The 24651-nt window shown below is 42.1% G+C and carries 22 protein-coding genes; 8 read left to right on the top strand and 14 right to left on the bottom strand.

Annotation, left to right across the window (positions count from 1 at the left end; all coding sequences use genetic code 11):
* Positions 1-408: 408 nt before the first annotated feature.
* The 3 genes from ychF to D5F11_RS24585 all read right to left on the bottom strand — a co-directional run bounded on the left by ychF (position 409) and on the right by D5F11_RS24585 (position 2780).
* Positions 409-1509, bottom strand: a complete 1101-nt coding sequence (gene ychF / locus D5F11_RS24575; protein ID WP_120119192.1) for a redox-regulated ATPase YchF — start codon at positions 1507-1509, stop codon at positions 409-411.
* Positions 1510-1668: 159 nt separating this feature from the next.
* A complete protein-coding gene (locus tag D5F11_RS24580; RefSeq protein WP_120119193.1) occupies positions 1669-1866 on the bottom strand; it encodes a DUF951 domain-containing protein in 198 nt (65 codons plus the stop codon).
* 2 nt (positions 1867-1868) lie between these two features.
* Positions 1869-2780 carry a mechanosensitive ion channel family protein gene (locus D5F11_RS24585; RefSeq protein WP_120119194.1) on the bottom strand — a complete coding sequence of 304 codons (912 nt, stop codon included), beginning with the start codon at positions 2778-2780 and terminating at the stop codon, positions 1869-1871.
* A 185-nt stretch (positions 2781-2965) separates the two neighbouring features.
* Here D5F11_RS24585 and yyaC point away from each other — a divergent pair, with 185 nt between their 5' ends.
* On the top strand, positions 2966-3574 hold the full coding sequence (yyaC, locus tag D5F11_RS24590; RefSeq protein ID WP_120119195.1) for a spore protease YyaC: 609 nt from the start codon (positions 2966-2968) through the stop codon (positions 3572-3574).
* A 110-nt stretch (positions 3575-3684) separates the two neighbouring features.
* On the opposite strand, the gene D5F11_RS24595 is transcribed toward yyaC, so the two are convergent.
* From D5F11_RS24595 to rpmH, 11 genes are all read right to left on the bottom strand, one after another.
* Positions 3685-4401 carry a DUF554 domain-containing protein gene (locus D5F11_RS24595; protein ID WP_126646682.1) on the bottom strand — a complete coding sequence of 239 codons (717 nt, stop codon included), beginning with the start codon at positions 4399-4401 and terminating at the stop codon, positions 3685-3687.
* 37 nt (positions 4402-4438) lie between these two features.
* A complete protein-coding gene (locus tag D5F11_RS24600) occupies positions 4439-5293 on the bottom strand; it encodes a ParB/RepB/Spo0J family partition protein (RefSeq protein WP_120119197.1) in 855 nt (284 codons plus the stop codon).
* Positions 5286-6047, bottom strand: a complete 762-nt coding sequence (locus D5F11_RS24605) for a ParA family protein (protein WP_120119213.1) — start codon at positions 6045-6047, stop codon at positions 5286-5288. Before D5F11_RS24605 ends, D5F11_RS24600 begins: the two co-directional genes overlap by 8 nt.
* A 540-nt stretch (positions 6048-6587) precedes the next feature.
* Positions 6588-7448, bottom strand: a complete 861-nt coding sequence (gene noc / locus D5F11_RS24610) for a nucleoid occlusion protein (RefSeq protein ID WP_120119198.1) — start codon at positions 7446-7448, stop codon at positions 6588-6590.
* A 143-nt stretch (positions 7449-7591) separates the two neighbouring features.
* Positions 7592-8308: a 16S rRNA (guanine(527)-N(7))-methyltransferase RsmG gene (gene rsmG / locus D5F11_RS24615; RefSeq protein ID WP_120119199.1), complete on the bottom strand. Its 717-nt coding sequence runs from the start codon at positions 8306-8308 to the stop codon at positions 7592-7594.
* 274 nt (positions 8309-8582) lie between these two features.
* The gene (gene mnmG, locus D5F11_RS24620; RefSeq protein WP_120119200.1) at positions 8583-10466 is read right to left on the bottom strand and encodes a tRNA uridine-5-carboxymethylaminomethyl(34) synthesis enzyme MnmG; all 1884 of its coding nucleotides are present in this window, start codon (positions 10464-10466) and stop codon (positions 8583-8585) included.
* 19 nt (positions 10467-10485) lie between these two features.
* Positions 10486-11874, bottom strand: coding sequence for a tRNA uridine-5-carboxymethylaminomethyl(34) synthesis GTPase MnmE (mnmE, locus tag D5F11_RS24625; RefSeq protein WP_120119201.1), 1389 nt, complete (start codon positions 11872-11874; stop codon positions 10486-10488).
* Positions 11875-12372: 498 nt separating this feature from the next.
* Positions 12373-12993 (bottom strand): RNA-binding cell elongation regulator Jag/EloR, encoded by a 621-nt coding sequence (gene jag / locus D5F11_RS24630; RefSeq protein WP_120119202.1) that lies wholly within the window; start codon positions 12991-12993, stop codon positions 12373-12375.
* On the bottom strand, positions 12990-13778 hold the full coding sequence (spoIIIJ, locus tag D5F11_RS24635; RefSeq protein WP_120119203.1) for a YidC family membrane integrase SpoIIIJ: 789 nt from the start codon (positions 13776-13778) through the stop codon (positions 12990-12992). Before spoIIIJ ends, jag begins: the two co-directional genes overlap by 4 nt.
* Positions 13779-13855: 77 nt before the next feature.
* The gene (gene rnpA, locus D5F11_RS24640) at positions 13856-14242 is read right to left on the bottom strand and encodes a ribonuclease P protein component (protein WP_120119204.1); all 387 of its coding nucleotides are present in this window, start codon (positions 14240-14242) and stop codon (positions 13856-13858) included.
* A gap of 297 nt (positions 14243-14539) precedes the next feature.
* Positions 14540-14674 (bottom strand): 50S ribosomal protein L34, encoded by a 135-nt coding sequence (gene rpmH / locus D5F11_RS24645; RefSeq protein WP_120119205.1) that lies wholly within the window; start codon positions 14672-14674, stop codon positions 14540-14542.
* Between the two features lie 518 nt (positions 14675-15192).
* Between rpmH and dnaA the strand changes: the two genes are divergently transcribed.
* The 7 genes from dnaA (at position 15193) to gyrA (ending at position 24343) form a co-directional block, all read left to right on the top strand.
* Positions 15193-16542 carry a chromosomal replication initiator protein DnaA gene (dnaA, locus tag D5F11_RS24650; RefSeq protein WP_120119206.1) on the top strand — a complete coding sequence of 450 codons (1350 nt, stop codon included), beginning with the start codon at positions 15193-15195 and terminating at the stop codon, positions 16540-16542.
* 174 nt (positions 16543-16716) lie between these two features.
* Entirely contained in the window at positions 16717-17853 is a 1137-nt protein-coding gene (gene dnaN / locus D5F11_RS24655; RefSeq protein ID WP_120119207.1) for a DNA polymerase III subunit beta, read from the top strand.
* A gap of 119 nt (positions 17854-17972) precedes the next feature.
* Positions 17973-18188, top strand: coding sequence for a S4 domain-containing protein YaaA (gene yaaA, locus D5F11_RS24660; protein WP_120119208.1), 216 nt, complete (start codon positions 17973-17975; stop codon positions 18186-18188).
* Positions 18189-18202: 14 nt separating this feature from the next.
* On the top strand, positions 18203-19321 hold the full coding sequence (gene recF / locus D5F11_RS24665) for a DNA replication/repair protein RecF (RefSeq protein ID WP_120119209.1): 1119 nt from the start codon (positions 18203-18205) through the stop codon (positions 19319-19321).
* A gap of 11 nt (positions 19322-19332) precedes the next feature.
* Complete coding sequence (gene remB, locus D5F11_RS24670) at positions 19333-19581, top strand: extracellular matrix regulator RemB (protein ID WP_120119210.1); 249 nt, start codon at positions 19333-19335, stop codon at positions 19579-19581.
* A gap of 47 nt (positions 19582-19628) precedes the next feature.
* On the top strand, positions 19629-21554 hold the full coding sequence (gene gyrB / locus D5F11_RS24675) for a DNA topoisomerase (ATP-hydrolyzing) subunit B (protein WP_120119214.1): 1926 nt from the start codon (positions 19629-19631) through the stop codon (positions 21552-21554).
* A 305-nt stretch (positions 21555-21859) separates the two neighbouring features.
* Positions 21860-24343, top strand: a complete 2484-nt coding sequence (gene gyrA, locus D5F11_RS24680) for a DNA gyrase subunit A (protein WP_120119212.1) — start codon at positions 21860-21862, stop codon at positions 24341-24343.
* Positions 24344-24651: the final 308 nt, after the last annotated feature.

Consider the following 24651-nt stretch of genomic DNA (forward strand, 5'->3'; position numbering starts at 1 on the left):
CGAAGCAAGAGCCGTACGCTCTCTCACTTACACAGTTTAGTTTACACTCCCACAATATGTGAAATTCTCTTTGAATATACTTCATTCAGCTTTTCGGCGAGAGAACACGCCCGTCATCGAAAAGCTTATGTTTTTCCTTCGTGCGATGTTATGCTGCCGAAGCTCTTCTTCTCCTGTGGTTCCATCGCCACTAGGACTTCCGTCCGTCGGAGCTGGACATAAATATCATCTATTTTATCTATACAATTACCCATGGAAAAACGGCTGCTAACCTAGCAGCCGTCCAAAATAAATCGAGGTCCCCCATTTTACCGGAAGTAAAATGGAGGAACCCAAAATGATTTCGAAATATGCCTTGATTGAAAAGTTGGATGTCAGTCAAAACAGCTTTCTTCAGCACCAAATGGCTCAAACATTAAATCGGAAATGGATGACATCGCCATCCTGTACCAAATATTCTTTTCCTTCCAAACGCACTTTTCCTGCTTCTCTTGCAGCGCTCATAGAACCAGCATCCCGTAAATCTTCGTAGGAAACTGTTTCAGCGCGAATAAATCCTTTTTCAAAATCAGTATGGATGATTCCGGCACATTGCGGAGCTTTCATCCCTTTTTTGAATGTCCATGCACGGACTTCTTGCTCCCCGGCAGTAAAATAAGTAGCCAATCCCAAAAGATGATAGGCTGCACGAATTAATTGGTCTAGTCCAGATTCCTCAATTCCCAATTCTTCAAGGAACATCGCTTTCTCATCATCATCCAGCACTGCGATCTCTTCTTCGATTCTGGCACTAATGATAATGACTTCCGCGTTATCTTTTTCCGCATAGTCCATCACTTTTTTCACGTATTCGTTGCCTGATGGATCAGCCAAATCGTCTTCTCCGACATTCGCTACATATAAAACAGGCTTGCTTGTCAGTAAATGAAGTTGTTTGACAATTTTAAGCTGGTCATCGGAAAAATCAATGGCTCTTGCCGGCTGGTCAGATTCGAAAGCGGCTTTCAATTTGCTCAGCACTTCAAATTCCGCCATGGCATCTTTGTCTTTTTGCTTCGCCATTTTTTCAACGCGGCCAATACGTTTTTCAACAGATTCCAGATCTGCCAAAATCAATTCGAGATTGATCGTCTCAATGTCGTCAATCGGATCTACTTTTCCCGATACGTGCGTGATGTCGCCATCAGCAAAACAGCGAACGACATGGCAAATAGCGTCCACTTGGCGGATATGGGACAAGAATTTATTTCCGAGTCCTTCCCCTTTGCTCGCGCCTTTGACGATTCCGGCGATATCAGTAAATTCAAAAGCCGTTGGTACAGTTTTCTTCGGCTTGACAAGTTCAGTCAATTTTTGGAGACGGTCATCCGGAACTTCTACGATCCCGACATTAGGGTCAATCGTACAGAATGGATAGTTCGCTGCTTCCGCTCCCGCTTTCGTAATTGCATTGAATAAGGTTGACTTGCCTACGTTTGGCAAACCAACAATCCCTGCTGTTAGGGCCATTTCGGTCACTCCTCTTTGTCAGGACAGGCTCTGCCCCCAATCCATTCATAATTATAGAGACTGAAAGGAAAAAGCGCAAGGTGAATTGCAGTAGCTTTGCCCCATACAAGAGTAAAAACCGCAAGCTCTCTGTCCTTTCAATAGAAAAAAAGCATGATGTCACTCCTCATGCTTTTCTAAAATCTTTTTCATTTTTCTTGTGAACTCCCGCCTTGGGAGCATAACGCTGTGTCCACAGCCTTCGCATTTTATGCGGATATCCATCCCCATTCGTATAATCCGCCAACGATTAGTTCCGCATGGATGAGGTTTTTTCATTTCAACAACGTCGTGAAGGTTAAATTCCTTTTTTTCCATTCTTATCCCCCTTGTCGGTCACCAAAATGATTGTTTTGCTGGTGGTCGCTCCCTTGCATCATCACAATTCGCTGATACGGGACTTCCACCTGTTGTGCATCTAATTCAAGTTTAATTGCCTTTCGAAGCTCTCTTGCAATAAACGAATTTTGGAGCGGCAATGTCTCTGCAGTTACCCGCAGTACAATTTCGGATGCGCCTAATTGCTGGACCCCTAGTACGCTGGGCGTCCCAACAATCTGTTCATATTTTTGCGGCATTGTTTTCAGCAAATCTTCAATCAAAGCTTCCACTTTTTTCAAATCCGCCTGATAACCAAGATAAATATCTACAACCGCTACACTATTATGAAGGGAAAAATTCGTCACTTCTGTAATATTGCCATTTTGAAGAATGTAGAGCTCACCTGTCCAGTTCAATATTTTTGTTGTCCGAAGTCCAATTTCTTCGACGGTTCCTTCAAATTCTCCAATTCGAACATAGTCTCCAACGGAAAACTGATCTTCAAAGATGATAAAAAAGCCACCAATGATATCTTTTACAAGGTTTTGTGCGCCAAATCCAACGGCAAGTCCCAGAATGCCCGCACCTGCCAGAATTCCTTTCACATCAATTGATAATGCAGAAAGAATTGTGACGATAGCAATAAAATAAACCGTATACGCCAGGATATTTTGCAACAGCTTGATAAGCGTTGCTTCACGCCTCTCCGAAAATTGCATCGGCACATTGGATCTTCTTTTGAATATTCTTCCAATCGCAGCCTTTCCGACTCGTATGACGATGTTAGACACAATAATAATAATGATGATTTTTAAAGCGATCAAACCATAATTGATCCATAATTCAGGGTTGGTCAGCTTTTTTATCAATATATTCGTTTCCTTCTCGATATCTGGAAGTGGTTTCTCCATTTTTGTTCACCTGATCCAATTCTTGAATTCGTTCCTTTATTTTAACAATAAATGATGCCCCTTTCCAATGATAAAAAGTCTTCTCTTGCCCATCTCCATGTATAGAAAATGGCAGTTCTTCGTATACTGATTATCAAATAAGGAAATTGAACGGTCTACTATGACGAGTGCAAAGGGGGATTGGAGTGGAGCAACAGAATATAATTGATACTATTGTACATTTTGAGGATCAAATAGCGGTTCATAAAATATCCGATGCTCTTTTGGACCTTCTTCCCTCACGGAAAAATCAGCCTGTCATCATCATTTGCATTGGAACAGACCGGTCAACCGGGGATTCACTTGGACCATTAATCGGATCTTTCTTATCTGAAGCCGGAATGAATTTCTTTCATGTTTACGGGACCTTGGAGAATCCCGTACATGCCATGAACCTGAAGGAAATTTTGAAGCATGTAAAAAAAACATACAAAAATCCGTTCATCATTGGTATAGACGCTTGTTTGGGCAGAATTGAAAGCATCGGTGAAATCAAGGTTGGCACAGGTCCAATTAAGCCTGGAGCTGGGGTAAATAAAAAGCTCCCAGAAGTAGGAGAAGCTTTTATTACAGGCATTGTCAATATGGCTGGACATATGGAATTCGTCGTACTCCAAAATACACGTTTGAACCTAGTTATGAAGCTGGCAAAAAAGATATCCGCAGCCCTTGTCGAAACGGACAGAATTTATGACAAAAAAAGAACCTTCCAGTCAATTGGTTTCAATCTTGTAAAAAGAAAATCAGCTAAATAAAAAAAGCGTAAGCGCAAATTGCGGGGTCTGACCCCCGCCGCGGTAATGCGTTAAAGCAGTGGGGGTCAGACCCCTAAATAAAAAAGAAACAGGTGCCTCTCCTGTTTCTTTTACATGATTTCTGCTGGGAAAAAATGCATTATGGCAACGATTATTGCCACTACCAGAATGCTTGGCAGCAGGTTGGCCACTCGGATTTTCGTCAAGCCAACCAAATTTAGGCCTATAGCAAAAATCATCATTCCTCCAGTTCCTGTCATTTCCACTATAAAAACATCCATCAATTCCTGAGGTACAACTTGATTGATTTGGGTTGCAAACAAAGCAATTGTCCCCTGGTAAAGAACAACAGGGATGACGGAGAAAATGACACCAATTCCAAGTGTCGTCGATAAAATAAGGGCCGTAAATCCATCAATGATTGCTTTCGTGTACAGCACATTGTGGTCATTCCGGATTCCGCTGTCCAGAGCCCCAATGATTGCCATAGCACCAATCACAAAAATCAGTGTAGCAGTGACGAATCCCTGAGCAATACTCCCCGTACCGGCTGATCCCATCTTTTTTTCCAGCCATTTGCCCACAGCTCCAAGCTTGTCTTCGAGCGCCCACCATTCACCCAGGACTGCTCCAATAACAAGGCTGATAATGACGATTAAAAAGTTTTCACTTTTAAAGCCCATCTGCAGTCCGAGAGCCATGACAGCCAATCCAATCCCATACATGACTGTTTCCTTCATCTTTTCCGGAATGGTTTGGAGAAATCTGCCAAGCAGCGTACCTACGATAATGCAGACTCCATTCACAATCGTCCCCAATAAAATCATGAACTCACCCAACTTTTCCTATCAAAGGAACTTCTGTTTATTCACTTAACCCCATTATTTCCAAAATACGTTCCAAATCTTCTGGGGAAAGGAACTCGATTTCGATTTTCCCCTTTTTCTTAGTCTGACTTATTGTCACCGTTGTTCCAAATTTTTCTCTCAGATGATCTTCCCGTTCCCTTATGAAAACGTCTTTCTTAATGACTTTCTTTGTTGTTTCACGTGGAACATTTTCATTAAGCTTTTGGATTAGCCTCTCTAATTGACGGACATTTAGTCCTTCTTTTATCGTCTGGTCTGCAACAGAAAGCATCTTGTTCTTCTGCTTGAGCCCAAGCAACGTCCTGCCATGACCCATCGTTAATTTTCCATCAGTAATCAGCTTTTGGATTTTCGGGGGCAATGTCAGCAGCCTAATATGGTTAGCAATATAAGGCCTACTTTTCCCAAGCCTTCTGGCAAGATCTTCTTGTGTAACGCCGAGCTTGTCCATTAAAGTTTGATAGGCCGCAGCTTCTTCCATTGGCGTCAAATCCTCACGCTGTAGATTTTCCAAAACAGCGAGTTCCATCATTTGAGCATCATTAAATTCTCTGACCACTGCAGGAATTTTTTTGAAATGGGCAGCTTTTGCTGCACGGAATCGCCTTTCTCCCGCAACAATTTCATACCCTTTTCCACTTTTTCTTACGATAATCGGCTGTAAAATGCCGTGCTCCTTAATGGATTCCTTGAGCTCGTCAATCGCTTCAGCGGAAAAAATTTTACGTGGTTGATAGGGATTGGGCTTGATTTCGGTCAATTGGATTTCCCGTACCGTCTCCTCTGTCCCTACATCCACATCTATGTTCGCAAACAAAGCATTAATGCCTTTTCCAAGTCCTTTAGCCAACTTCAGCCACTTCCTTTGCGAGTTCTAAGTAAACTTCCGCTCCCCTTGATCTAGGATCATAAATGATGATCGGCTGCCCGTGACTCGGTGCTTCACTCAGCCGGATATTTCTAGGAATCACCGTTTGATAGACTTTATTTTGAAAGTATTTCTTCACTTCTTGAATCACTTGGAGACCAAGATTGGTCCTGGCATCTAGCATCGTCAGAAGCACACCCTCTATCATCAGGTCCTGGTTTAAATGTTTTTGCACAATCCGAACTGTGTTTAATAGTTGACTGAGTCCTTCCAACGCATAATATTCGCATTGCACAGGAATCAAAACTGAATCAGATGCCGTCAAGGCATTAATTGTCAGTAATCCGAGTGATGGAGGGCAGTCTATCAAAATAAAATCAAATTGATCCCTTACTTCATCCAAGGCGCGTTTCAAACGGACCTCCCTTGAGATGGTCGGAACTAGCTCAATTTCAGCCCCCGCCAATTGAATAGTCGATGGGACCACCGACAAATTTTCCACCGTCGTTTCCTGGATCACTTTTTTAATATCCGTATCATCAACAAGCACGTCATAGACGCATTCGTTGACATCCCCTTTGTCAATCCCCGCTCCGCTTGTCGCATTCCCTTGCGGATCTATATCTACGATTAATACTTTTTTTCCGATGTAAGCCAAACAGGCCCCTAAATTGATAGAGGTGGTCGTTTTTCCGACTCCCCCTTTTTGGTTGGCTATGGAAATAATCTTTCCCAACAATTTCACCTACCCCTTACTTCCTACGAAAATTGTTCGCACCTAATCTATTTTAACAAATAATACGCCGCATTTAATCTTAAATCCTAAAATATTTAAGACATCATTTTTTATCTTTATAAGAAGTAGTAGACGGCAGTTTCGCATAATATAAAAATACAGGAACAGTACTTTTCTTTGAAAATATAAATAAAAAAAATCCGACTCTCTATTAAAGAGCCAGATTTTCAATTTAGCAAATAATAAGGAGTTGAAAAATATTATACAAAAACTAAGCCAATAAACAAATAGGCAATACTAGCATTTATCGCAACAGCTAGAGAATAGGGAATCTGTATCTTCACATGCTCCATATGATCAAACTTGCATTTACAGAGAAAGCGTAAAGTGCAGGATAATAGCCCTATCAAAAAATGGCACCAACAATAAGGAATCCTGATGAATATACATTATCAGGATTCTAATCTATCCAAATGGAAAGCACAATATTAATCTACAATAACGATAAAGCATCTTAAATAATAGCAAGAAAATACATTCTTATTTTTTTGGAATTTTAATAGTGATTTGGTAATATTGATCGAAATCTTCCTCTGTAGAATCCAGTTTAATTCCTGTATCAGCTACCATAGAAAGTGACTGGCGGATCGTATTGACGGCAATCCGCATATCTTTGCTGACCGCTTTTCGTCTTTTGGCAGGCTTAGGCTTTTCATCCGAAAGAATCTTGGCCACCTGCTCTTCCGTCTGTTTGACATTCAAATTATTTTCAATGATAACTTCCATTAATTTAATTTGTTTCTCTGCCTCTTTTAATGGAATCAAAGCACGGGCATGACGCTCGGTAATTTCCTTTTTTAAAAGACCTTCCTGTACTTCTTCCGGAAGTTTAAGAAGACGAAGTTTGTTTGCCACAGTGGATTGACCTTTTCCAAGTCTCTGAGCCAATGCTTCCTGCGTCAAATTATGAATTTCCAGCAGCTTTCCGTACGCTAAGGCTTCTTCAATAGGAGTCAATTCCTCCCTTTGCAGGTTCTCTATCAAAGCGACAGAGGCTGTCTCCGTATCATTCAAATTTTTAATAATAGCGGGTATTTCATCCCATCCAAGCATCTTGACAGCGCGAAATCTTCGTTCGCCCGCAATAATTTCAAATTGTTCATTTTCTGCTTCTCTGACGACAATCGGCTGGATGATTCCGTGTGTATGGATCGTACGGGCCAGTTCCTCTATTTTTGAATCATCAAAAATAGTTCGTGGTTGGAACCGGTTCGGAAAAATGGCGGAAACAGAAATATTCCTTACTTCTTCCCGTTCTACCAAATCTTCTGCCTCTCTCTCATTCTCTATAGGCAGCTCTTTATCACCCAATCCAAAAAAACGCGAGAAAGGATGTTTCATCCTTCTACACCACCTTGAAATAGTAACTCCCTTTTATACATCATACTATTTTTTTAGCTATTTTTCCTGCCGTATTTTAAAAAGCTGAAGACGGCTGAGCAATACTTCTAGTGTATCTAGGTTCTATCTTAAAATATAAAAAATTATTCCAATGGCAATTTATTGGGAGTCCCTGGCTTTCGTGGGTATTTTTTAGGTGTTTTTTTCACCTTTTCCACAATGATGATATTACGCTCACTTTCTTCAATCGGCAGTTGGAAAGAATGGACATCCACTAATTTTCCACCGAGCAGCTTGAGCGCTTTTTCACTGGCGGCAAGTTCCTCTTCAGCATTGGCAGCCTTTAACGCGACGAATAGGCCGTCCTGTTTGACAAGCGGCAAGCAAAGTTCACTCAAAACAGACATTCTTGCAACGGCACGTGCCGTCACCAAATCAAACTGCTCGCGGAACTCTTCTTTTTTCGCAAAGGTTTCCGCCCTGTCATGGAAAAAGAATGTGTCGTTAAGCTCCAATTCCTTTGCAAGCTCCTCTAAAAAAGTGATTCGTTTTTTCAATGAATCTACAATGGTCACTTTGATTTCCGGAAAACAGATTTTCAGTGGAATACTAGGAAATCCGGCACCTGCCCCCACATCACAAAGTGACAAAGTTTGATTCAAATCGAGAAAAAAACCCGCGCTCACCGAATCATAGAAGTGCTTTAAATACACTTCATCATGATCGGTAATCGCTGTTAGATTCATTTTTTCATTCCACTCTACAAGGATCTTATAATAAAGTTCGAATTGCTCCAACTGGCGGGCGCTTATTTCGATTCCTTTGTTCTTCAGTTGTTCCGTAAATTGCTCAATATTCATTTGGCTGACCCTTTCTTAAGCATGTGAAATTATATATGGAGGGATAATGATTGTCTAGCTACAGTGCTTATCGACTAGCAGACCTCGCGCCTCCTTCTACGATAAGTCAACATCGGTTCCGACGTATAGGAAGTACTAGTGCAGGCGAAGCGACAGGACGTCGCGATTTGAGCCTGCCGACGGACAGGACGTCCTAGTGCCCCCGATGCCACAGGATGTGGCGATTGGAGGCGGCCAGCGCTTGTCGCCCTTAAGCGGCCGTCTTACACTTTTCTTATACCCGGGCAATTTTTCCATGCTCAATATACACTAAAAGGATGGAGATATCTGCCGGATTGACTCCTGAAATGCGAGACGCTTGAGCAATGGAAAGCGGGCGCACTTTGTTCAGCTTCTGGCGTGCCTCTGTTGCAATTCCATTGATGGCATCATAATCAATATCTTCAGGTATCTTCTTATTCTCAAGTTTTTTCAGTTTTTCCACCTGTTGCAAAGATTTTTCGATATAGCCTTCATATTTGACCTGAATTTCCACTTGTTCGATCACATCTTCAGGCAGCTCTTTTTCAGCAGGTATCAACTGAACAATATGAGAATATTTCATTTCAGGTCGCTTCAACAAATCGGATGCACGAATCCCGTCTTTCAATTCGCTCCCGCCTGCTTCTCGGATGAGCGCCTGTGTTTGTTCATTCGGTTTTAAAATTGTTTTTTGCAGGCGTTTGATTTCCGTTTCTATATCCGCTTTTTTCTTCATGAATTTATTATATCTTTCCTGGGAAATTAATCCGATTTCATATCCTAGATCTGTCAGACGAAGATCGCAATTGTCCTGGCGGAGCAAAAGCCGATATTCTGCACGTGAAGTCAGCAGACGATACGGCTCGTTCGTTCCTTTTGTGACAAGATCATCAATTAGGACACCGATATATGCGTCCGAGCGGCTTAAAATAACTTCATCTTTTCCAAATATATTTCTCGCCGCGTTAATCCCCGCCATCAGTCCTTGAGCCGCTGCCTCCTCATATCCGGACGTTCCGTTGATCTGTCCAGCAGTGTAAAGATTTTTGATCTTTTTCGTTTCCAACGTCGGCCAGAGCTGAGTAGGTACGATCGCATCGTATTCAATGGCATAACCCGGTCTCATCATCCGGGCATTTTCCAATGCTGGAATTGTTTTGAGTAGCTTATGCTGTACTTCTTCCGGCAAACTGGTTGATAGTCCCTGAACATATACCTCATTCGTATGCCGTCCCTCCGGCTCCAAAAAAATCTGATGGCGCGGCTTGTCGCTAAAACGTACAACCTTGTCTTCAATAGAGGGACAGTAGCGGGCGCCAGTTCCTTTGATCATTCCTGAAAACATCGGGGAACGATGGAGATTTTCATCAATTAGCCTGTGAGTATGTTCATTCGTATACGTCAGCCAGCAAGGCAGTTGGTCTGTGATCATTTTCGTTGTTTCATAGCTGAATGCCCTTGGCTCCTCGTCTCCCGGCTGGATCTCCGTCAGGCTATAGTCAATTGTCTGGCTGTTGATCCGCGGCGGCGTTCCCGTTTTGAACCGTTCCGTTTCAAAGCCAAGCTCTTGCAAATGTTCCGAAAGCTTGATAGAAGGCTGCTGATTATTTGGACCGCTAGAATATTTCAATTCCCCCAAAATGATTTCACCGCGAAGGAACGTCCCTGTTGTGATGACAACAGCTTTGGAACGGTAAATAGCGCCTGTCATTGTAACGACACCGTGGCATATCCCGTCCTCTACAAGCAGCTTGTCGACCATTCCCTGATGCAATGTAAGATTCGGTTCATTTTCAAGCGTGTTTTTCATTTCATGCTGGTATTGGAACTTGTCGGCCTGTGCCCGCAAAGCTTGGACTGCCGGTCCTTTTCCGGTATTCAGCATTCTGATTTGAATAGCCGTTTTATCGATGTTTTTTCCCATCTCACCACCGAGAGCATCGATCTCTCTGACGACAACTCCTTTAGCCGGACCTCCGATGGACGGGTTGCATGGCATGAAAGCGACCATATCCAGATTGATGGTAATCATCAAAGTTTTCGCACCCATTCTGGCGGCTGCCAGGCCTGCTTCACATCCAGCATGCCCCGCCCCTACTACAATGATGTCATATTGGCCTGCTTCATATTGCTGCATCCGTCTTACCTCCTTTAAATTATTTTCCTAAACAAAATTGAGAGAATAACTGGTCAATCAAACTATCCTGTACGGTATCTCCGATAATTTCGCCAAGCAGTTCCCACGTTCTTGTCATATCGATTTGGACAATATCAATTGGAGTACCCGCTACAATGCCTCCCTGCACATCTTCGATTGCTTGAAGCGCCTGATGTAAAAGGGCGATATGGCGGCTGTTTGAGACATACGTGATATCACTGGCTTCCAATTCTCCATGGAAAAACATATCTGCTATCGCCTGCTCCAGATCGTCAATTCCTTCTTCTTGAAGCAAAGATGTAGTAATGACCTTATGTTTTCGGGCAGCTTGTTTTACTTCATTCATATCTATTTTCCGTGGCAGGTCCGTCTTATTGACAATGACAATGACATCCATGCCTTCGACGGCTGCAAACAGCTGCTCATCCTCCGGCGTGAACGGTTCGGCTGAATTCAACACAAGTAAAATCAGATCCGCTTCCTTGAGAACCTTCCTTGAACGCTCAACACCGATTCTTTCCACTATATCTTCCGTTTCCCTTATACCCGCCGTATCCACCAGGCGTAAAGGTACTCCGCGCACATTCACATATTCTTCAATGACATCCCTTGTTGTTCCCGGAATATCCGTAACAATAGCTTTATTTTCCTGAACAAGGCTGTTAAGCAGTGATGACTTGCCGACATTCGGACGACCGATAATGACCGTCGATAGTCCTTCACGCAATATTTTACCTTGTTCAGCCGTTTTTAGTAATTTGTTTATCTCTTTTTGAATATGATCCGCTTTTTCAGTCAACATGCGGTGCGTCATTTCTTCCACATCATCATATTCAGGATAGTCAATGTTCACTTCCACATGAGCCAAAGTTTCAAGGATTTCCTGACGCAAGGCAGTAATCAATTTTGAAAGGCGCCCTTCCATTTGATCCAGTGCCACATTCATCGCCTTGTCCGTTTTTGCACGGATTAAATCCATGACAGCTTCTGCCTGGGATAAATCGATTCTCCCATTAAGGAATGCTCTTTTTGTAAATTCCCCAGGTTCTGCAAGACTTGCCCCGTTGTTTAACACTAACTGAAGCACACGGTTAACGGACATCATCCCGCCATGGCAGTTGATTTCCACGACATCCTCTTTCGTATATGTTCGCGGTGCCCTCATAACACTTACCATTACTTCCTCTATCGTTTCCTCTGTTCTCGGCTGGATGAGCCGTCCATAATGAATCGTATGGGAAGCAACCTCATTCAACTTCTTTCCGCTTGCGCTTCGAAAGATTTTGTCCGCTATATCAACTGCTTCCTCACCGCTAATCCGGACGATGGCGATTCCGCCTTCTCCGAGCGGCGTGGAAATTGCCGCTATCGTATCAAAATCCAACATGCTCACCACTTCTTTACAAGAATATATTTAAATACATCCACAATATAATTTTCGACCAAAACCATCGGCTCTATCCACAAGCTAAAAGCCGTACTCTTTATTTTAACTTATCCACATGTGAATAACAATGCAGCGTAATTACGTTTCTCTAAAAATTAATAATGAGAAAGAAGGAAGAAGGATTTCACAAAGGAGGAAGCAGCAATTATTTTGGAAAAAATCTTTAGGATAGAATGAATGGTTGGTTAGATCTTTTACACGATATTTATTTAAACTGAGTGTCAGTCTCCCTACTTAGTTAGACTGTCTTAATGAAGGCGAATTGTTACTTTTGCGGACTTTCGTATGTTCAGACTTTTATTTTCCTCACATAACTGGACTTATTGCCCTCTCTTTACGACTGAATTCCTACTTTTTTTCGTTGCACGGAGCTCTTGAATCATTTTCTCATCTTCATATCATCCCACACAAAAAAAAACACCTCCCATTTGGGAGATGTCATTTAGGCTGGATCACAACATATCGATTCGGCTCTTCCCCTTCGGAAATCGTCTCGACATCTTCGTTTTCAGCAAGTATTGTATGTATAATTTTTCGTTCATAATTAGGCATTGGCTCCAGTGAAACCGGCTCTCCTATCTGCGTTGCTTTGGAAGCAAGCCTTTCGGCAAGACGCACGAGCGTTTCCTTTCGCCTATCCCTGTAATCTTCCGGATTCAGAATCACTCTTACATAATGGGATGAATGCCGGTTGGCTACAAGCTGCGTCAAATATTGTAAGGCATTAAGGGTTTGCCCTCTTTTTCCGATAAGCAAGCCCATCTTTTCTCCCGAAATATTAAACATAACATTGCGGCCATCTTTTTCGACAATATCCATTTCCGCTTCAATTCCCATATTTTGAACGATGCCTTGTAAAAACTGCTTTGCTGATTCGATAGCGCCCGGCTTTGCTGTCACCTCAACGACAACCGGACGTGATCCAAACAGTCCAAATAATCCTTTTTTTCCCTGGTCAATAATGTTGACTTCCACTTGATCTTCTGTAGTTTCTAGTTGAGCCAAAGCCGATTGTACTGCTTCTTCCACGGTTGATCCGGTTGCAGTGACTTGTCTCACTTCTTAGCTCCCCTCACCTTTCCATCTTTGGCAGCTGTACTTGCAACAACCGGGGGCTTAATAAAATACGTCTGAACAATCATGAAGATATTACCGACCACCCAGTATAAGGAAAGCGCTGCTGGAAAATTGATTGCAAAAATCAGAATCATGACCGGCATAATGTAAAGCATCATTTGCATTTGTGGATTAACACCTTCTGAACCGGCCATCATTAGTTTTTGTTGCAGGAAAGTTGTAACCCCCGCAATAACCGGTAATATATAGAAAGGATCCGGTGCACCCAAGTCAAACCAAAGGAATGTGTGGGTGGCAATTTCTTCTGTTCTGATAATAGCCTGATAAAAACCAATCAGAATGGGCATTTGAATTAACAGCGGGAAACAACCTGCAAGCGGGTTAACACTATGCTTTTGGAAAAGCTGCATCATTTCCTGCTGCAATTTTTGCTGTGTTTGTGCATCTTTGGAACTGTATTTTTCCCTCAATTTCTGCATTTCCGGCTGAAGCACCTGCATTGCTTTTGAATTCTGTGTCTGCTTGATCATCAGCGGCAGGATTGCTAAACGAATCAATAATGTAACAATCACGATTCCCAATCCGTAGCTATTTCCAAAAAGTTCGGCGGTACTTGTAATGAGCCATGATAAAGGATAAACAATATATTTGCTCCAAAAACCAGTGCTTTCAGCTGTGATGGGCACAGGGTCATTGATTGTCGAGCAGCCCGCTGCTATGACTACAAATGCAAGCAATGTAGCCATGAGTAGTATTCTTTTTTTCAAACTTCATATCCTCCCTGTGTATGAAAATAACCCTGTAAGGGCAATTAGATATGGTCTATCGGTTATTTTAACACTTTTTATTGCCGCTGTTGATTAAAATCATGTTTATTTTTTGCATGTTTTGTCTTTTTCAGACTTTTTCCAAGCCGGAGGACATGTTCCAGGCTTTTTTTTATTGAATGATAATCCATTTCGGCCGCCGGTTTCCTGGCGATGATTACAAAATCCTTATTGTGGCTGACTTGCTCCTCAAACTCATGAAACGCTTGGCGTATATAGCGCTTGATTCTATTCCTCGTAACCGCATTTCCAATCTTTTTGCTCACTGACAAGCCGATCCTGAAATGGTTCTGTTCCTCTTTTTCTAGCATATATATGACAAACTGTCTGTTCGCCACTGATTTTCCTTTTTTAAACACTGCTTGAAATTCTGCATTTTCCTTAATCCTAAATGCTTTTTTCATACCTCCACCTCAATAAAGAAAAGCGCAAGCGTCTGTCCAGCAATGTACATACTGAAGTGCCTTTGACGAGATAAAGGATATGGAAGTCAGAGGTGCTAGGCGATCAATAAAGAAGGCGCTTTAAGTCAACACACCCTGTCGCTTCGCATGCACTCTTATACATCGGTGGCATTAGGACGTCCTCTCCATCAAGGCCAATATTGACTTATCAGGCCTGCTAGTTGATAGGCGCTGGATCTAGACAGTTCTTTGGCGCTTTTCTAATTAGAAAAAAGACCACTGAGACGTTTCAGTGGTCTACGCTGACAATACTTTTCTTCCTTTACGACGGCGAGCTGCTAAAATTCTACGACCTGTTTTTGAGCTCATTCTTGTACGGAAGCCATGAACCTTGCTTCTTTTTCTTCTATTTGGTTGGAATGTTCTTTTCATTTATGACACCTCCTCGAGGATTTAAACAATCACAGGTTAGACAGTCTTTCTAATTATAAAGATGTGATTCAATGATTGTCAACCTCTCATTTTTATTTTTATACGGATCCTTTTTCCTCGATTGGTTTATTTTTGCTTGTGGATTATTTGTGAAATCCTTTTTTCTTATTCACATCAATTATCGACAAGTTTTTCACATATTCTCTGGCTGTTGATAATTTTTTTATGGCAATATTTATTAATGTGGATAATGCCTTCCGTTCATTGCAGTCCTTTGCTTTATTTGGTATGATTAAATTGTTTTCACTGTGGAGAGCTTTCCTTATCCATTGTGTTATCCACAGATTGTGTATAACATGTGGATTGTTTATTCACCCGTTATGAATATGATTGTCCACATTTAGTGGATATTGTCGAAAAGGACTCTTTCTACTATATTATATACTTTTCCACATTTACTAGACCCTCAAAAGGAAATCCAATTCTCGATATTAGTGTGAAGCAAAGGAGGTACAGTATTGGAAAACCTGTCTGATCTTTGGGAGAAGGTGCTTGAAAAAATAGAAATGAAGATCAGTAAGCCAAGCTTTGATACATGGCTGAAATCCACGGAAGCACATGAGCTCCAAGGCGATACCATGACAATCGCTGTTCCAAATGAGTTTGCAAGAGACTGGCTTGAAGGCCGCTATACAAACTTAATCTCCAAAATTTTGTATGAACTAGTTGGAGAAAATTTAAATATAAAATTCATTATTCCTCCTGATGCGGAAGAAGAACTGAAAAAAGAACCGGCTCCAAGCCCAAATGCCATCCAAGAAATAAAAAGAGAAGAAACATATCAGAGCATGCTTAATCCTAAATATACATTTGACACATTTGTCATCGGAGCGGGCAACCGCTTCGCCCATGCAGCATCTCTTGCGGTCGCCGAAGCGCCCGCAAACGCATATAATCCGCTTTTCATCTACGGAGGCGTCGGTTTGGGGAAAACCCATTTGCTTCACGCAATCGGCCATTATGTACTCGAACACAATCCGTTGGCAAAAGTGGTTTATTTATCTTCAGAAAAATTTACTAACGAGTTCATTAACTCGATTCGAGATAATAAAGCGGTCGATTTTAGGGATAAATATCGAAATGTGGATGTACTTTTAATAGACGATATTCAATTTATAGCCGGAAAAGAACAAACACAGGAAGAATTTTTCCATACATTTAATACCCTTCATGAAGAAAGCAAGCAAATTATAATTTCAAGCGACAGGCCTCCTAAAGAGATTCCAACTTTAGAAGACAGGCTAAGATCACGATTTGAATGGGGACTGATTACAGATATCACTCCTCCTGATCTGGAAACTAGAATCGCCATCTTACGGAAAAAGGCAAAAGCGGATGGCCTAGACATCCCAAATGAAGCCATGCTGTACATAGCGAATCAGATTGATACAAATATCCGGGAACTTGAGGGTGCACTGATCCGTGTTGTCGCCTATTCCTCGTTGATTAATAAGGATATTAACGCTGACCTGGCAGCTGAGGCATTAAAAGATATCATTCCTAGTTCAAAACCAAAGATCATTACAGTATTGGATATCCAAAAAACAGTTGGTGCCGAATTTAACGTAAAATTAGAAGACTTCAAAGCGAAAAAACGAACAAAATCCATTGCTTTTCCAAGACAGATTGCCATGTTCCTCTCCAGAGAACTGACAGACCTCTCCCTTCCCAAAATTGGGGAAGAATTTGGAGGCCGGGACCATACAACAGTCATTCACGCCTATGATAAAATTTCAAAAATGATGGAATCTGACACGGAATTTCAAAACATCATTAACGGCATCCGAGATTCATTAAAGAATCCATAATGGGGATGGTGTGTATAAGTGTGCCTTATTATCTCACATGATGTCCACATGTGAGTAACTTGCATTTTCAATTCATTCACACACTTATCAACATATCCACAGCCCCTACTACTATTACTACGAATTTTATTTTTAAAAGATTAATATATAAAGGCTGAAACGAGGGAAGAAATTATGAAATTTATCATTCAGCGTAATCGGCTGATCAATAGTGTTCAACATGTCATGAGAGCCGTTTCTTCAAGAACGACTATACCCATTCTGACTGGAATAAAAATTGTTGCTGATAATGATGGAATTACATTTACAGGAAGTGACTCTGATATATCAATTGAGTCATTTATTCCTATTGAAGAGGATGAAAATCAACTAATTGAAATGAGACAAACAGGGAGCATCGTCCTTAATGCACGGTTTTTCGGGGATATTGTCAGAAAGCTTCCAATGGATACAGTCGAAATTTCTGCGGAAGATTCCCAACATGTACTTATTAAATCAGGGAAGGCGGAGTTCAATTTAAATGGGTTCGACCCTTCTGAATATCCACTACTTCCTCAAATTTCAGAAGAAGATGTTTTTTCGATCCCTGGTGATCTCTTGAAAACAATGATCAGGCAGACTGTATTCGCAGTGTCCACCTCAGAAATACGCCCCATCTTGACAGGTGTAAACTGGCAGATCGAAAATGGAAATCTCATTTGTGTAGCAACGGATAGCCATCGGCTTGCGAGGAAAATTTCGCCAATTGATATTCCTGAAGATATAAGCTATCAAACCGTCATTCCGGGGAAAAGTCTGCTTGAGCTCAGTAAAATATTGGATGACAGCGATCAGCCAGTTAATATTGTTATTACCGACAACCAAATACTTTTCAAGACGAAGAATATCCATTTCTTTACTAGAAGACTGGAAGGGAATTATCCAGATACTTCCCGTCTGATCCCAACCGATTACAAAACAAATATTACGCTTGATGGAAAATTGTTCAACGATGCCATTGACCGTGCTTCTTTATTGGCAAAAGAAGAAAGAAATAATGTTGTTAAACTCGCCTCTCAGGGGGAAAATATGCTGGATATATCATCGAATACTCCTGAAATTGGCTACGTTTCAGAGGAGATTCCAATCGGAGTCCTTGAGGGGGAAGAATTGACGATATCCTTCAGTGCAAAATACATGATGGAAGCCTTAAGGGCTGTGGATGGAACAGATATAACGATCAGCTTCACAGGAGCGATGAGACCATTTATCATCCGTTCAGATGAAGACCCGTCCATATTGCAACTAATCCTGCCTGTCAGGACCGCTTGATTTAAACCTGCCTTCCTGGCGGGTTTTTTCCTTTTGGGAACTTTTCTAACCTTTGTCATACTGTTAAATCTTTAGTAAAATGAAGGTAGTAGATTACTTTATATGAAAAGAGTGAGACTGTGGAAACAAAAATCAAAATTGAGACGGATACCATTACACTGGGGCAGTTTTTGAAGCTTGCTGACTTGATCCAATCTGGGGGGATGGCCAAGTGGTTCTTAAGCGAACATGTGGTCCTTGTGAATGGAGAACAGGAGCAGAGAAGAGGAAGAAAGCTTGTGGAAGGCGATCTGCTTGAGATTACAGGGGTTGGAAGTTTCCTTGTTGTCCATTAAAGGATGTTGACCCGATGTATATTGAAGAACTGGAACTGGAAAATTATCGGAACTATGAACAACTCTCGCTATCTTTTGAAAATAAAGTAAACGTCTTTGTCGGAGAAAACGCCCAAGGTAAAACAAATGTCATGGAAGCAATCTATGTCTTGGGCATGGCCAAATCCCACAGAACGTCCAATGATAAAGAATTGATACGTTGGGATGAGGATTATGCTAAAATGGAGGGTAGGGTCCAAAAGATAAACGGATCTGCCCCTTTGCAGTTAATTATTTCCAAAAAAGGGAAAAAAGCAAAATTTAATCATATTGAACAACGGAAGTTAAGCCACTATGTAGGAAATATGAATGTCGTCATGTTTGCGCCTGAAGATCTCCGTCTTGTCAAAGGGAGCCCTCAAACAAGGCGTCGTTTTATTGATATGGAGATTGGCCAGGTATCGCCAGTTTATCTTTATGATATCGGACAGTATCAAAAGATTCTGCAACAGCGGAATCATTATTTGAAACAGTTGCAGACAAAACGGCAAACAGACCAGACATTCTTGGATATTTTAGATGAGCAGTTTATCAGTGTAGCTATCAAAATCATCCTAAAAAGATTCGAATTCATCCATCTGCTGCAAGGGTGGGCTAAACCGATTCATGCCGGCATTTCCCGCGGATTGGAAACGTTGGGCATTCAATATAAACCCTCTCTGGATGTATCAGAAACGCTTGATTCGTCCACAATGATTACCGTATTTGAAGAAAAGCTTTCGTCGATTAGAGAAAGGGAAATTGACCGTGGAATTAGTCTGATTGGCCCCCATCGGGACGATGTGAATTTTTTCGTGAATGGGCGCGATGTTCATACGTTCGGTTCACAGGGCCAACAACGGACAACCGCCCTTTCTGTGAAACTGGCTGAAATTGAACTGATTTACTCGGAAATTGGAGAATATCCGATTCTTCTGCTGGATGATGTACTATCAGAATTGGACGACTACCGCCAATCACATTTGCTCAACACGATTCAGGGTAAAGTCCAGACGTTTGTCACGACAACAACGACAAGCGGAATTGACCATCAGACAATCAAAGAAGCGGACAGTTTTTTTGTGCAAAACGGAACCATTACAAAAGCGCAATGAGGTGAACGCTAATGTATGTCCATTTGGGTGATGACGTGATGATCCGCTCCAGTGAGATCATCGCTATTCTAGATAAGCAGACGGTCATGGATTCTGAAGAGATGAAGGAACTACTCGAAAAAAGGAAGTCCGAATTGATGAACATTTCAAACGGCGCCTTTAAGTCTCTAGTCATCACTTCAACCCATATGTATCTTTCCCCCATTGCAATTGCCACTTTAAGGAAAAAAGCGCTGAGCGGCGTACCGATGAACGGATAAGGTTCATGATGAAATAGATGGAAAGTGCAGGTGAATCCTCAATGTCAATGGAACAAAAAGCATTGCAGGAACAAACGTATGATGAACATCAAATCCAGGTGCTAGAAGGGCTTGAAGCGGTCCGGAAGCGTCCTGGAATGTATATTGGCTCCACAGGTATCAGAGGGCTTCACCATCTTGTGTGGGAAATTGTTGATAACAGTATCGATGAAGCCATGGCAGGCTATTGTGATGAAATAGTGCTTACCATCGAAGCTGATAACAGTATCACCGTCCAGGATAATGGGCGCGGAATCCCTGTCGGTATCCAAGAAAAAATGGGACGCCCAGCCGTGGAAGTTATTCTGACAGTACTTCATGCTGGCGGTAAATTTGGCGGCGGCGGTTATAAAGTGTCTGGGGGTCTTCACGGCGTTGGTGCCTCCGTTGTAAATGCGTTGTCCAGTGAATTGGAAGTATATGTTCATTTGAATGGGAAAATCCATTATCAAAAGTATGAGCGTGGAGTCCCTCTTTTTGATTTGAAAGTGATCGGGGATACCGAAAGAACAGGAACAACAATCCATTTCAAACCTGATCCTGAAATATTCACGGAAACAGTCATTTATGATTTTGAAACTCTTTCTTCTCGTACCCGGGAGCTGGCTTTTTTAAACAAAGGGTTGAAATTGATCATCGAAGATAAGCGCGAGGAAGATCCGGCTAGAAAAGAGTACCACTACGAAGGCGGACTCATTTCTTATGTAGAGCATTTAAACAGATCAAAAGAAGTTCTTCATGATGACCCTATCTACATTGAGGGTGAACGTGAAGACATATCGATTGAAATCGCCATGCAATATAACGATGGATATGCGAGCAACTTATACTCTTTTGCGAACAATATCCATACGTATGAAGGTGGAACGCATGAATCCGGGTTTAAAGCTGCATTGACAAGGGTCATTAACGACTATGCGCGTAAAAGCCAGATCTTTAAAGAAAATGACAGCAACCTTTCCGGGGAAGATGTCAGGGAAGGTTTGACAGCCATTATCTCCATCAAACATCCGGATCCGCAGTTTGAAGGACAAACGAAAACAAAGCTTGGGAACTCGGAAGCGCGCGCCATAACTGACGCACTTTTCTCTGAACACTTTGAGAAGTTCTTATTGGAGAACCCGTCATTGGCCAGAAAAATTGTTGAAAAAGGCACCATGGCGGCCAGAGCGCGCATGGCGGCCAGGAAAGCGCGGGAATTAACCCGTCGTAAGAATGCACTGGAAATTTCTCATCTTCCTGGCAAGTTGGCTGATTGTTCTTCAAGAGATGCTTCGATTAGCGAATTATATATCGTTGAAGGAGATTCCGCCGGAGGATCAGCCAAACAGGGGCGCGATCGTCATTTTCAAGCCATCTTGCCTTTGAAAGGTAAAATTATCAATGTTGAAAAGGCGAGATTGGACCGGATTTTCTCCAATGCCGAGGTACGGGCGATCATAACTGCACTTGGAACCGGAATCGGTGAAGAGTTTGATATTTCAAAAGCGAGGTATCATAAAGTCATCATCATGACAGATGCAGACGTGGACGGCGCCCATATCCGGACATTGCTGCTAACTCTATTCTATCGTTACATGCGCCCGCTTGTTGAAGCTGGTTATATCTATATTGCTCAGCCTCCTCTGTTTAAAATCAGCCAAGGCAAAAAAGACATGTACGTCTATTCTGATCGGGAATTGGAGACTGCACTGGCGGAGCTGCCGAAACAGCCAGCACCGGGTGTGCAGCGCTATAAAGGTTTGGGAGAAATGAATCCGGAGCAGTTATGGGAAACAACGATGAATCCCGAAACAAGGACACTTTTACAGGTAGGCCTTGAGGACGCCATTGATGCGGATGAAACATTCGACATGTTGATGGGAGAAAAAGTGGAGCCGCGGCGTCTGTTCATCGAAGAAAATGCCTTGAATGTCAAGAATCTGGATATATAACCGATTGGTTGAAAGCAAGTGATGCAGTAATAAAATTTGCTGCTTCACTCGTTTTTTTTAAGGAAGAAGAAACATTTAAATTTTTCATGGATAAAGATTTGGAAATGTATGTGCTTTGTCCAGCGACGCACAGGATGTGTTCGTGCAGGCGAAACGGCAGGAAGCCACTGCCTGAGCCTGCTACAGCGCCCAGTCCCACAAGGATCAACTCTGTGTGGCTAAGGAACGCCCCTCGGGAATATCATATTTGCCCAGGCTGAGCAAGGCGCTTATGCTTTTCTTGAAGGAAGGAAGGTTGTGAGTTTATGACAGACATGCCCGATAACGTAAAGGAAATAAATTTAAGCCAGGAGATGCGTTCGTCGTTTCTTGACTATGCGATGAGCGTTATCGTTGCTCGCGCCCTTCCCGATGTCCGCGACGGCCTGAAGCCGGTTCATCGCCGGATATTATATGCTATGAACGATTTGGGAATGACGAGTGATAAAGCGTATAAGAAATCGGCTAGGATTGTCGGTGAGGTAATCGGGAAGTATCATCCGCACGGTGATTCAGCTGTATATGAAACAATGGTGCGGATGGCCCAGGATTTTAGCTATCGATATATGTTGGTGGACGGTCACGGGAACTTCGGTTCCATTGACGGTGACTCAGCGGCCGCCATGCGGTACACAGAAGCGAGAATGTCAAAGATCTCCATGGAACTTGTGAGGGATTTAAACAAGGATACGATTGATTATAAAGATAACTACGATGGTTCGGAAAAAGAGCCGGTCGTTTTGCCTTCGCGCTTTCCGAATCTGCTTGTCAATGGTTCTTCGGGGATTGCTGTTGGGATGGCAACCAATATTCCCCCTCATCAGCTTGGCGAAGTAATTGATGCTATCATTTCATTGAGTAAAGATCCTGATATCACAATTCAGGAATTGATGGAGTATGTTCAAGGTCCAGATTTTCCAACTGCCGGCCTGATTGTCGGAAGAAGCGGAATCCGGCGGGCCTATGAAACAGGCCGTGGATCCATCATGATGCGGGGAAAAGTAGAAATTGAAACAAAACCGAATGGAAAGGAGACAATCATTGTCAATGAACTCCCTTTCCAGGTCAATAAAGCAAGGCTCATCGAGCGGATTGCTGAACTTGTCCGTGAGAAAAAAATCGATGGAATTACTGAGCTGCGGGACGAGTCGGACCGCGTCGGTATGCGGATTGTCATGGAAGTCCGCAGAGATGCAAATGCCAATGTCATTTTAAACAACCTGTATAAAATGACAGCACTGCAAACAAGCTTCGGTATCAATATGCTTGCATTGGTAGATGGGCAGCCAAAGGTTTTAAATCTAAAGCAGTGCCTCTACTATTATTTAGAGCACCAAAAAGTCATCATCAGAAGGCGGACGGAATATGAACTACGCAAAGCGGAAGCACGTGCCCATATTCTTGAAGGCCTCCGAATTGCTTTGGACCATATTGATGCGATTATCAGCCTAATTAGGGGATCAAAGACTACAGATATCGCTAGAGCCGGCTTGATGGAACAATTCAGCCTGAGTGAAAAGCAAGCACAAGCCATCCTAGATATGAGACTCCAGCGCTTGACTGGATTGGAAAGAGAAAAAATTGAAGAAGAGTATCAAAACCTTATGAAGTTGATTGCCGAATTAAAGGCAATTTTGGCTGAAGAGGAAAAGATTCTTGAAATCATCAGGGAAGAGCTTCTTGAAATTAAGGAACGCTTTGACGATGGTCGGCGAACTGAAATTGTTGCCGGCGGAATTGGTCATTTGGAAGACGAGGATCTCATCCCAAGAGAGAATATCGTTGTCACGCTTACTCATAACGGTTATATTAAGCGACTTCCAATTTCAACTTACAGAAGCCAGCGTCGCGGGGGGCGGGGTGTACAGGGAATGGGTACGAACGAAGATGATTTTGTTGAGCATCTCATCACAACATCCACCCACGATACCATTTTGTTTTTTACGAACAAAGGGAAGGTGTATCGGACAAAGGGATATGAAATCCCTGAATATAGTAGAACCGCCAAAGGGCTGCCGATCATTAACCTGCTTGGCATAGAAAAAGGCGAATGGATTAACACGATTATCTGTGTCGAAGGGTTCTTGGAAGATTGGAATTTATTTTTTGCAACAAAGCAGGGTGTGGTTAAACGGACACCGGTTTCCGCCTTTGCCAATATTAGAACGAATGGGTTAATCGCCCTAAATCTCAGAGAACATGACGAACTGATCTCAGTTAAATTAACGGATAATAGTAATAATATCGTTATAGGGACAAAAGAAGGTCTTCTTATCCGTTTCCATGAAACTGACGTACGGTCGATGGGAAGAACGGCAACAGGTGTGCGGGGTATCAATTTGTCAAATGAGGATGAAGTCATCGGAATGGAGATCCTTGAAGAAGACAATGATGTCCTTGTCGTAACAAAAAACGGTTACGGCAAGAGAACGCCTGCAGAGGATTATCGAATTCAATCCCGCGGCGGAAAGGGAATCATTACGTGCAATATTACGGAAAAAACCGGAACAGTCGTTGCTCTTGAGACAGTAAAAGGTGATGAGGACATTATGCTCATCACAGCAGGTGGTGTTTTAATCAGAATGTCTGTAGAAGACATTTCGATACTTGGGCGAAATACCCAAGGTGTTATTTTGATCAGACTGGATGATGAAGAGTCTGTGGCTACAGTTGCCAAAGTGGAAAAATCAGAAGGATTTGAAGAAAGTTCTACCACGTCAGATGACGAAGACATCACAGACGAAGAATAATAAGAAATTTAAACATGAAAGCGCCGAGTTTTTTTACTGGCGCTTTTTTTGATTTTATAAAGCATAATCATCGATAATTGAAAAAGCATCAGGAATTTTAAGGCTGTGTTAAAAAAAATTTTAAAAAGCATTGCCAGAATAAAAAAAAGGTGTTATATTATTAATCGCTGTCCAAACAGGTTGTCACAGAAAAAAAGTTTTTTTAAAAAAGTAGTTGACGCCTGAAAGATAGTTTGATATGATATAAAAGTCGCTCGAGAGAGCAACGAAAAACAAAAGCAAGTTTGATCTTTGAAAACTGAACGAAA

This window comes from Siminovitchia terrae, assembly GCF_003605405.2.
GTDB classification, from domain to species: domain Bacteria; phylum Bacillota; class Bacilli; order Bacillales; family Bacillaceae_C; genus Siminovitchia; species Siminovitchia terrae.

What these genes read in the sequence shown, in the direction of transcription:
- ychF (WP_120119192.1), bottom strand. Translation starts at nt 1,509, where the DNA reads ATGGCCCTAACAGCAGGGATTGTTGGTTTGCCAAACGTAGGCAAGTCA.
- gyrB (WP_120119214.1), top strand. Translation starts at nt 19,629, where the DNA reads ATGGAACAAAAAGCATTGCAGGAACAAACGTATGATGAACATCAAATC.
- D5F11_RS24585 (WP_120119194.1), bottom strand. Translation starts at nt 2,780, where the DNA reads ATGGAGAAACCACTTCCAGATATCGAGAAGGAAACGAATATATTGATA.
- rsmG (WP_120119199.1), bottom strand. Translation starts at nt 8,308, where the DNA reads ATGAATATTGAGCAATTTACGGAACAACTGAAGAACAAAGGAATCGAA.
- D5F11_RS24580 (WP_120119193.1), bottom strand. Translation starts at nt 1,866, where the DNA reads ATGGAAAAAAAGGAATTTAACCTTCACGACGTTGTTGAAATGAAAAAA.
- rnpA (WP_120119204.1), bottom strand. Translation starts at nt 14,242, where the DNA reads ATGAAAAAAGCATTTAGGATTAAGGAAAATGCAGAATTTCAAGCAGTG.
- D5F11_RS24595 (WP_126646682.1), bottom strand. Translation starts at nt 4,401, where the DNA reads ATGATTTTATTGGGGACGATTGTGAATGGAGTCTGCATTATCGTAGGT.
- rpmH (WP_120119205.1), bottom strand. Translation starts at nt 14,674, where the DNA reads ATGAAAAGAACATTCCAACCAAATAGAAGAAAAAGAAGCAAGGTTCAT.
- noc (WP_120119198.1), bottom strand. Translation starts at nt 7,448, where the DNA reads ATGAAACATCCTTTCTCGCGTTTTTTTGGATTGGGTGATAAAGAGCTG.
- gyrA (WP_120119212.1), top strand. Translation starts at nt 21,860, where the DNA reads ATGACAGACATGCCCGATAACGTAAAGGAAATAAATTTAAGCCAGGAG.
- mnmE (WP_120119201.1), bottom strand. Translation starts at nt 11,874, where the DNA reads ATGTTGGATTTTGATACGATAGCGGCAATTTCCACGCCGCTCGGAGAA.
- remB (WP_120119210.1), top strand. Translation starts at nt 19,333, where the DNA reads ATGTATGTCCATTTGGGTGATGACGTGATGATCCGCTCCAGTGAGATC.
- dnaN (WP_120119207.1), top strand. Translation starts at nt 16,717, where the DNA reads ATGAAATTTATCATTCAGCGTAATCGGCTGATCAATAGTGTTCAACAT.
- recF (WP_120119209.1), top strand. Translation starts at nt 18,203, where the DNA reads ATGTATATTGAAGAACTGGAACTGGAAAATTATCGGAACTATGAACAA.
- mnmG (WP_120119200.1), bottom strand. Translation starts at nt 10,466, where the DNA reads ATGCAGCAATATGAAGCAGGCCAATATGACATCATTGTAGTAGGGGCG.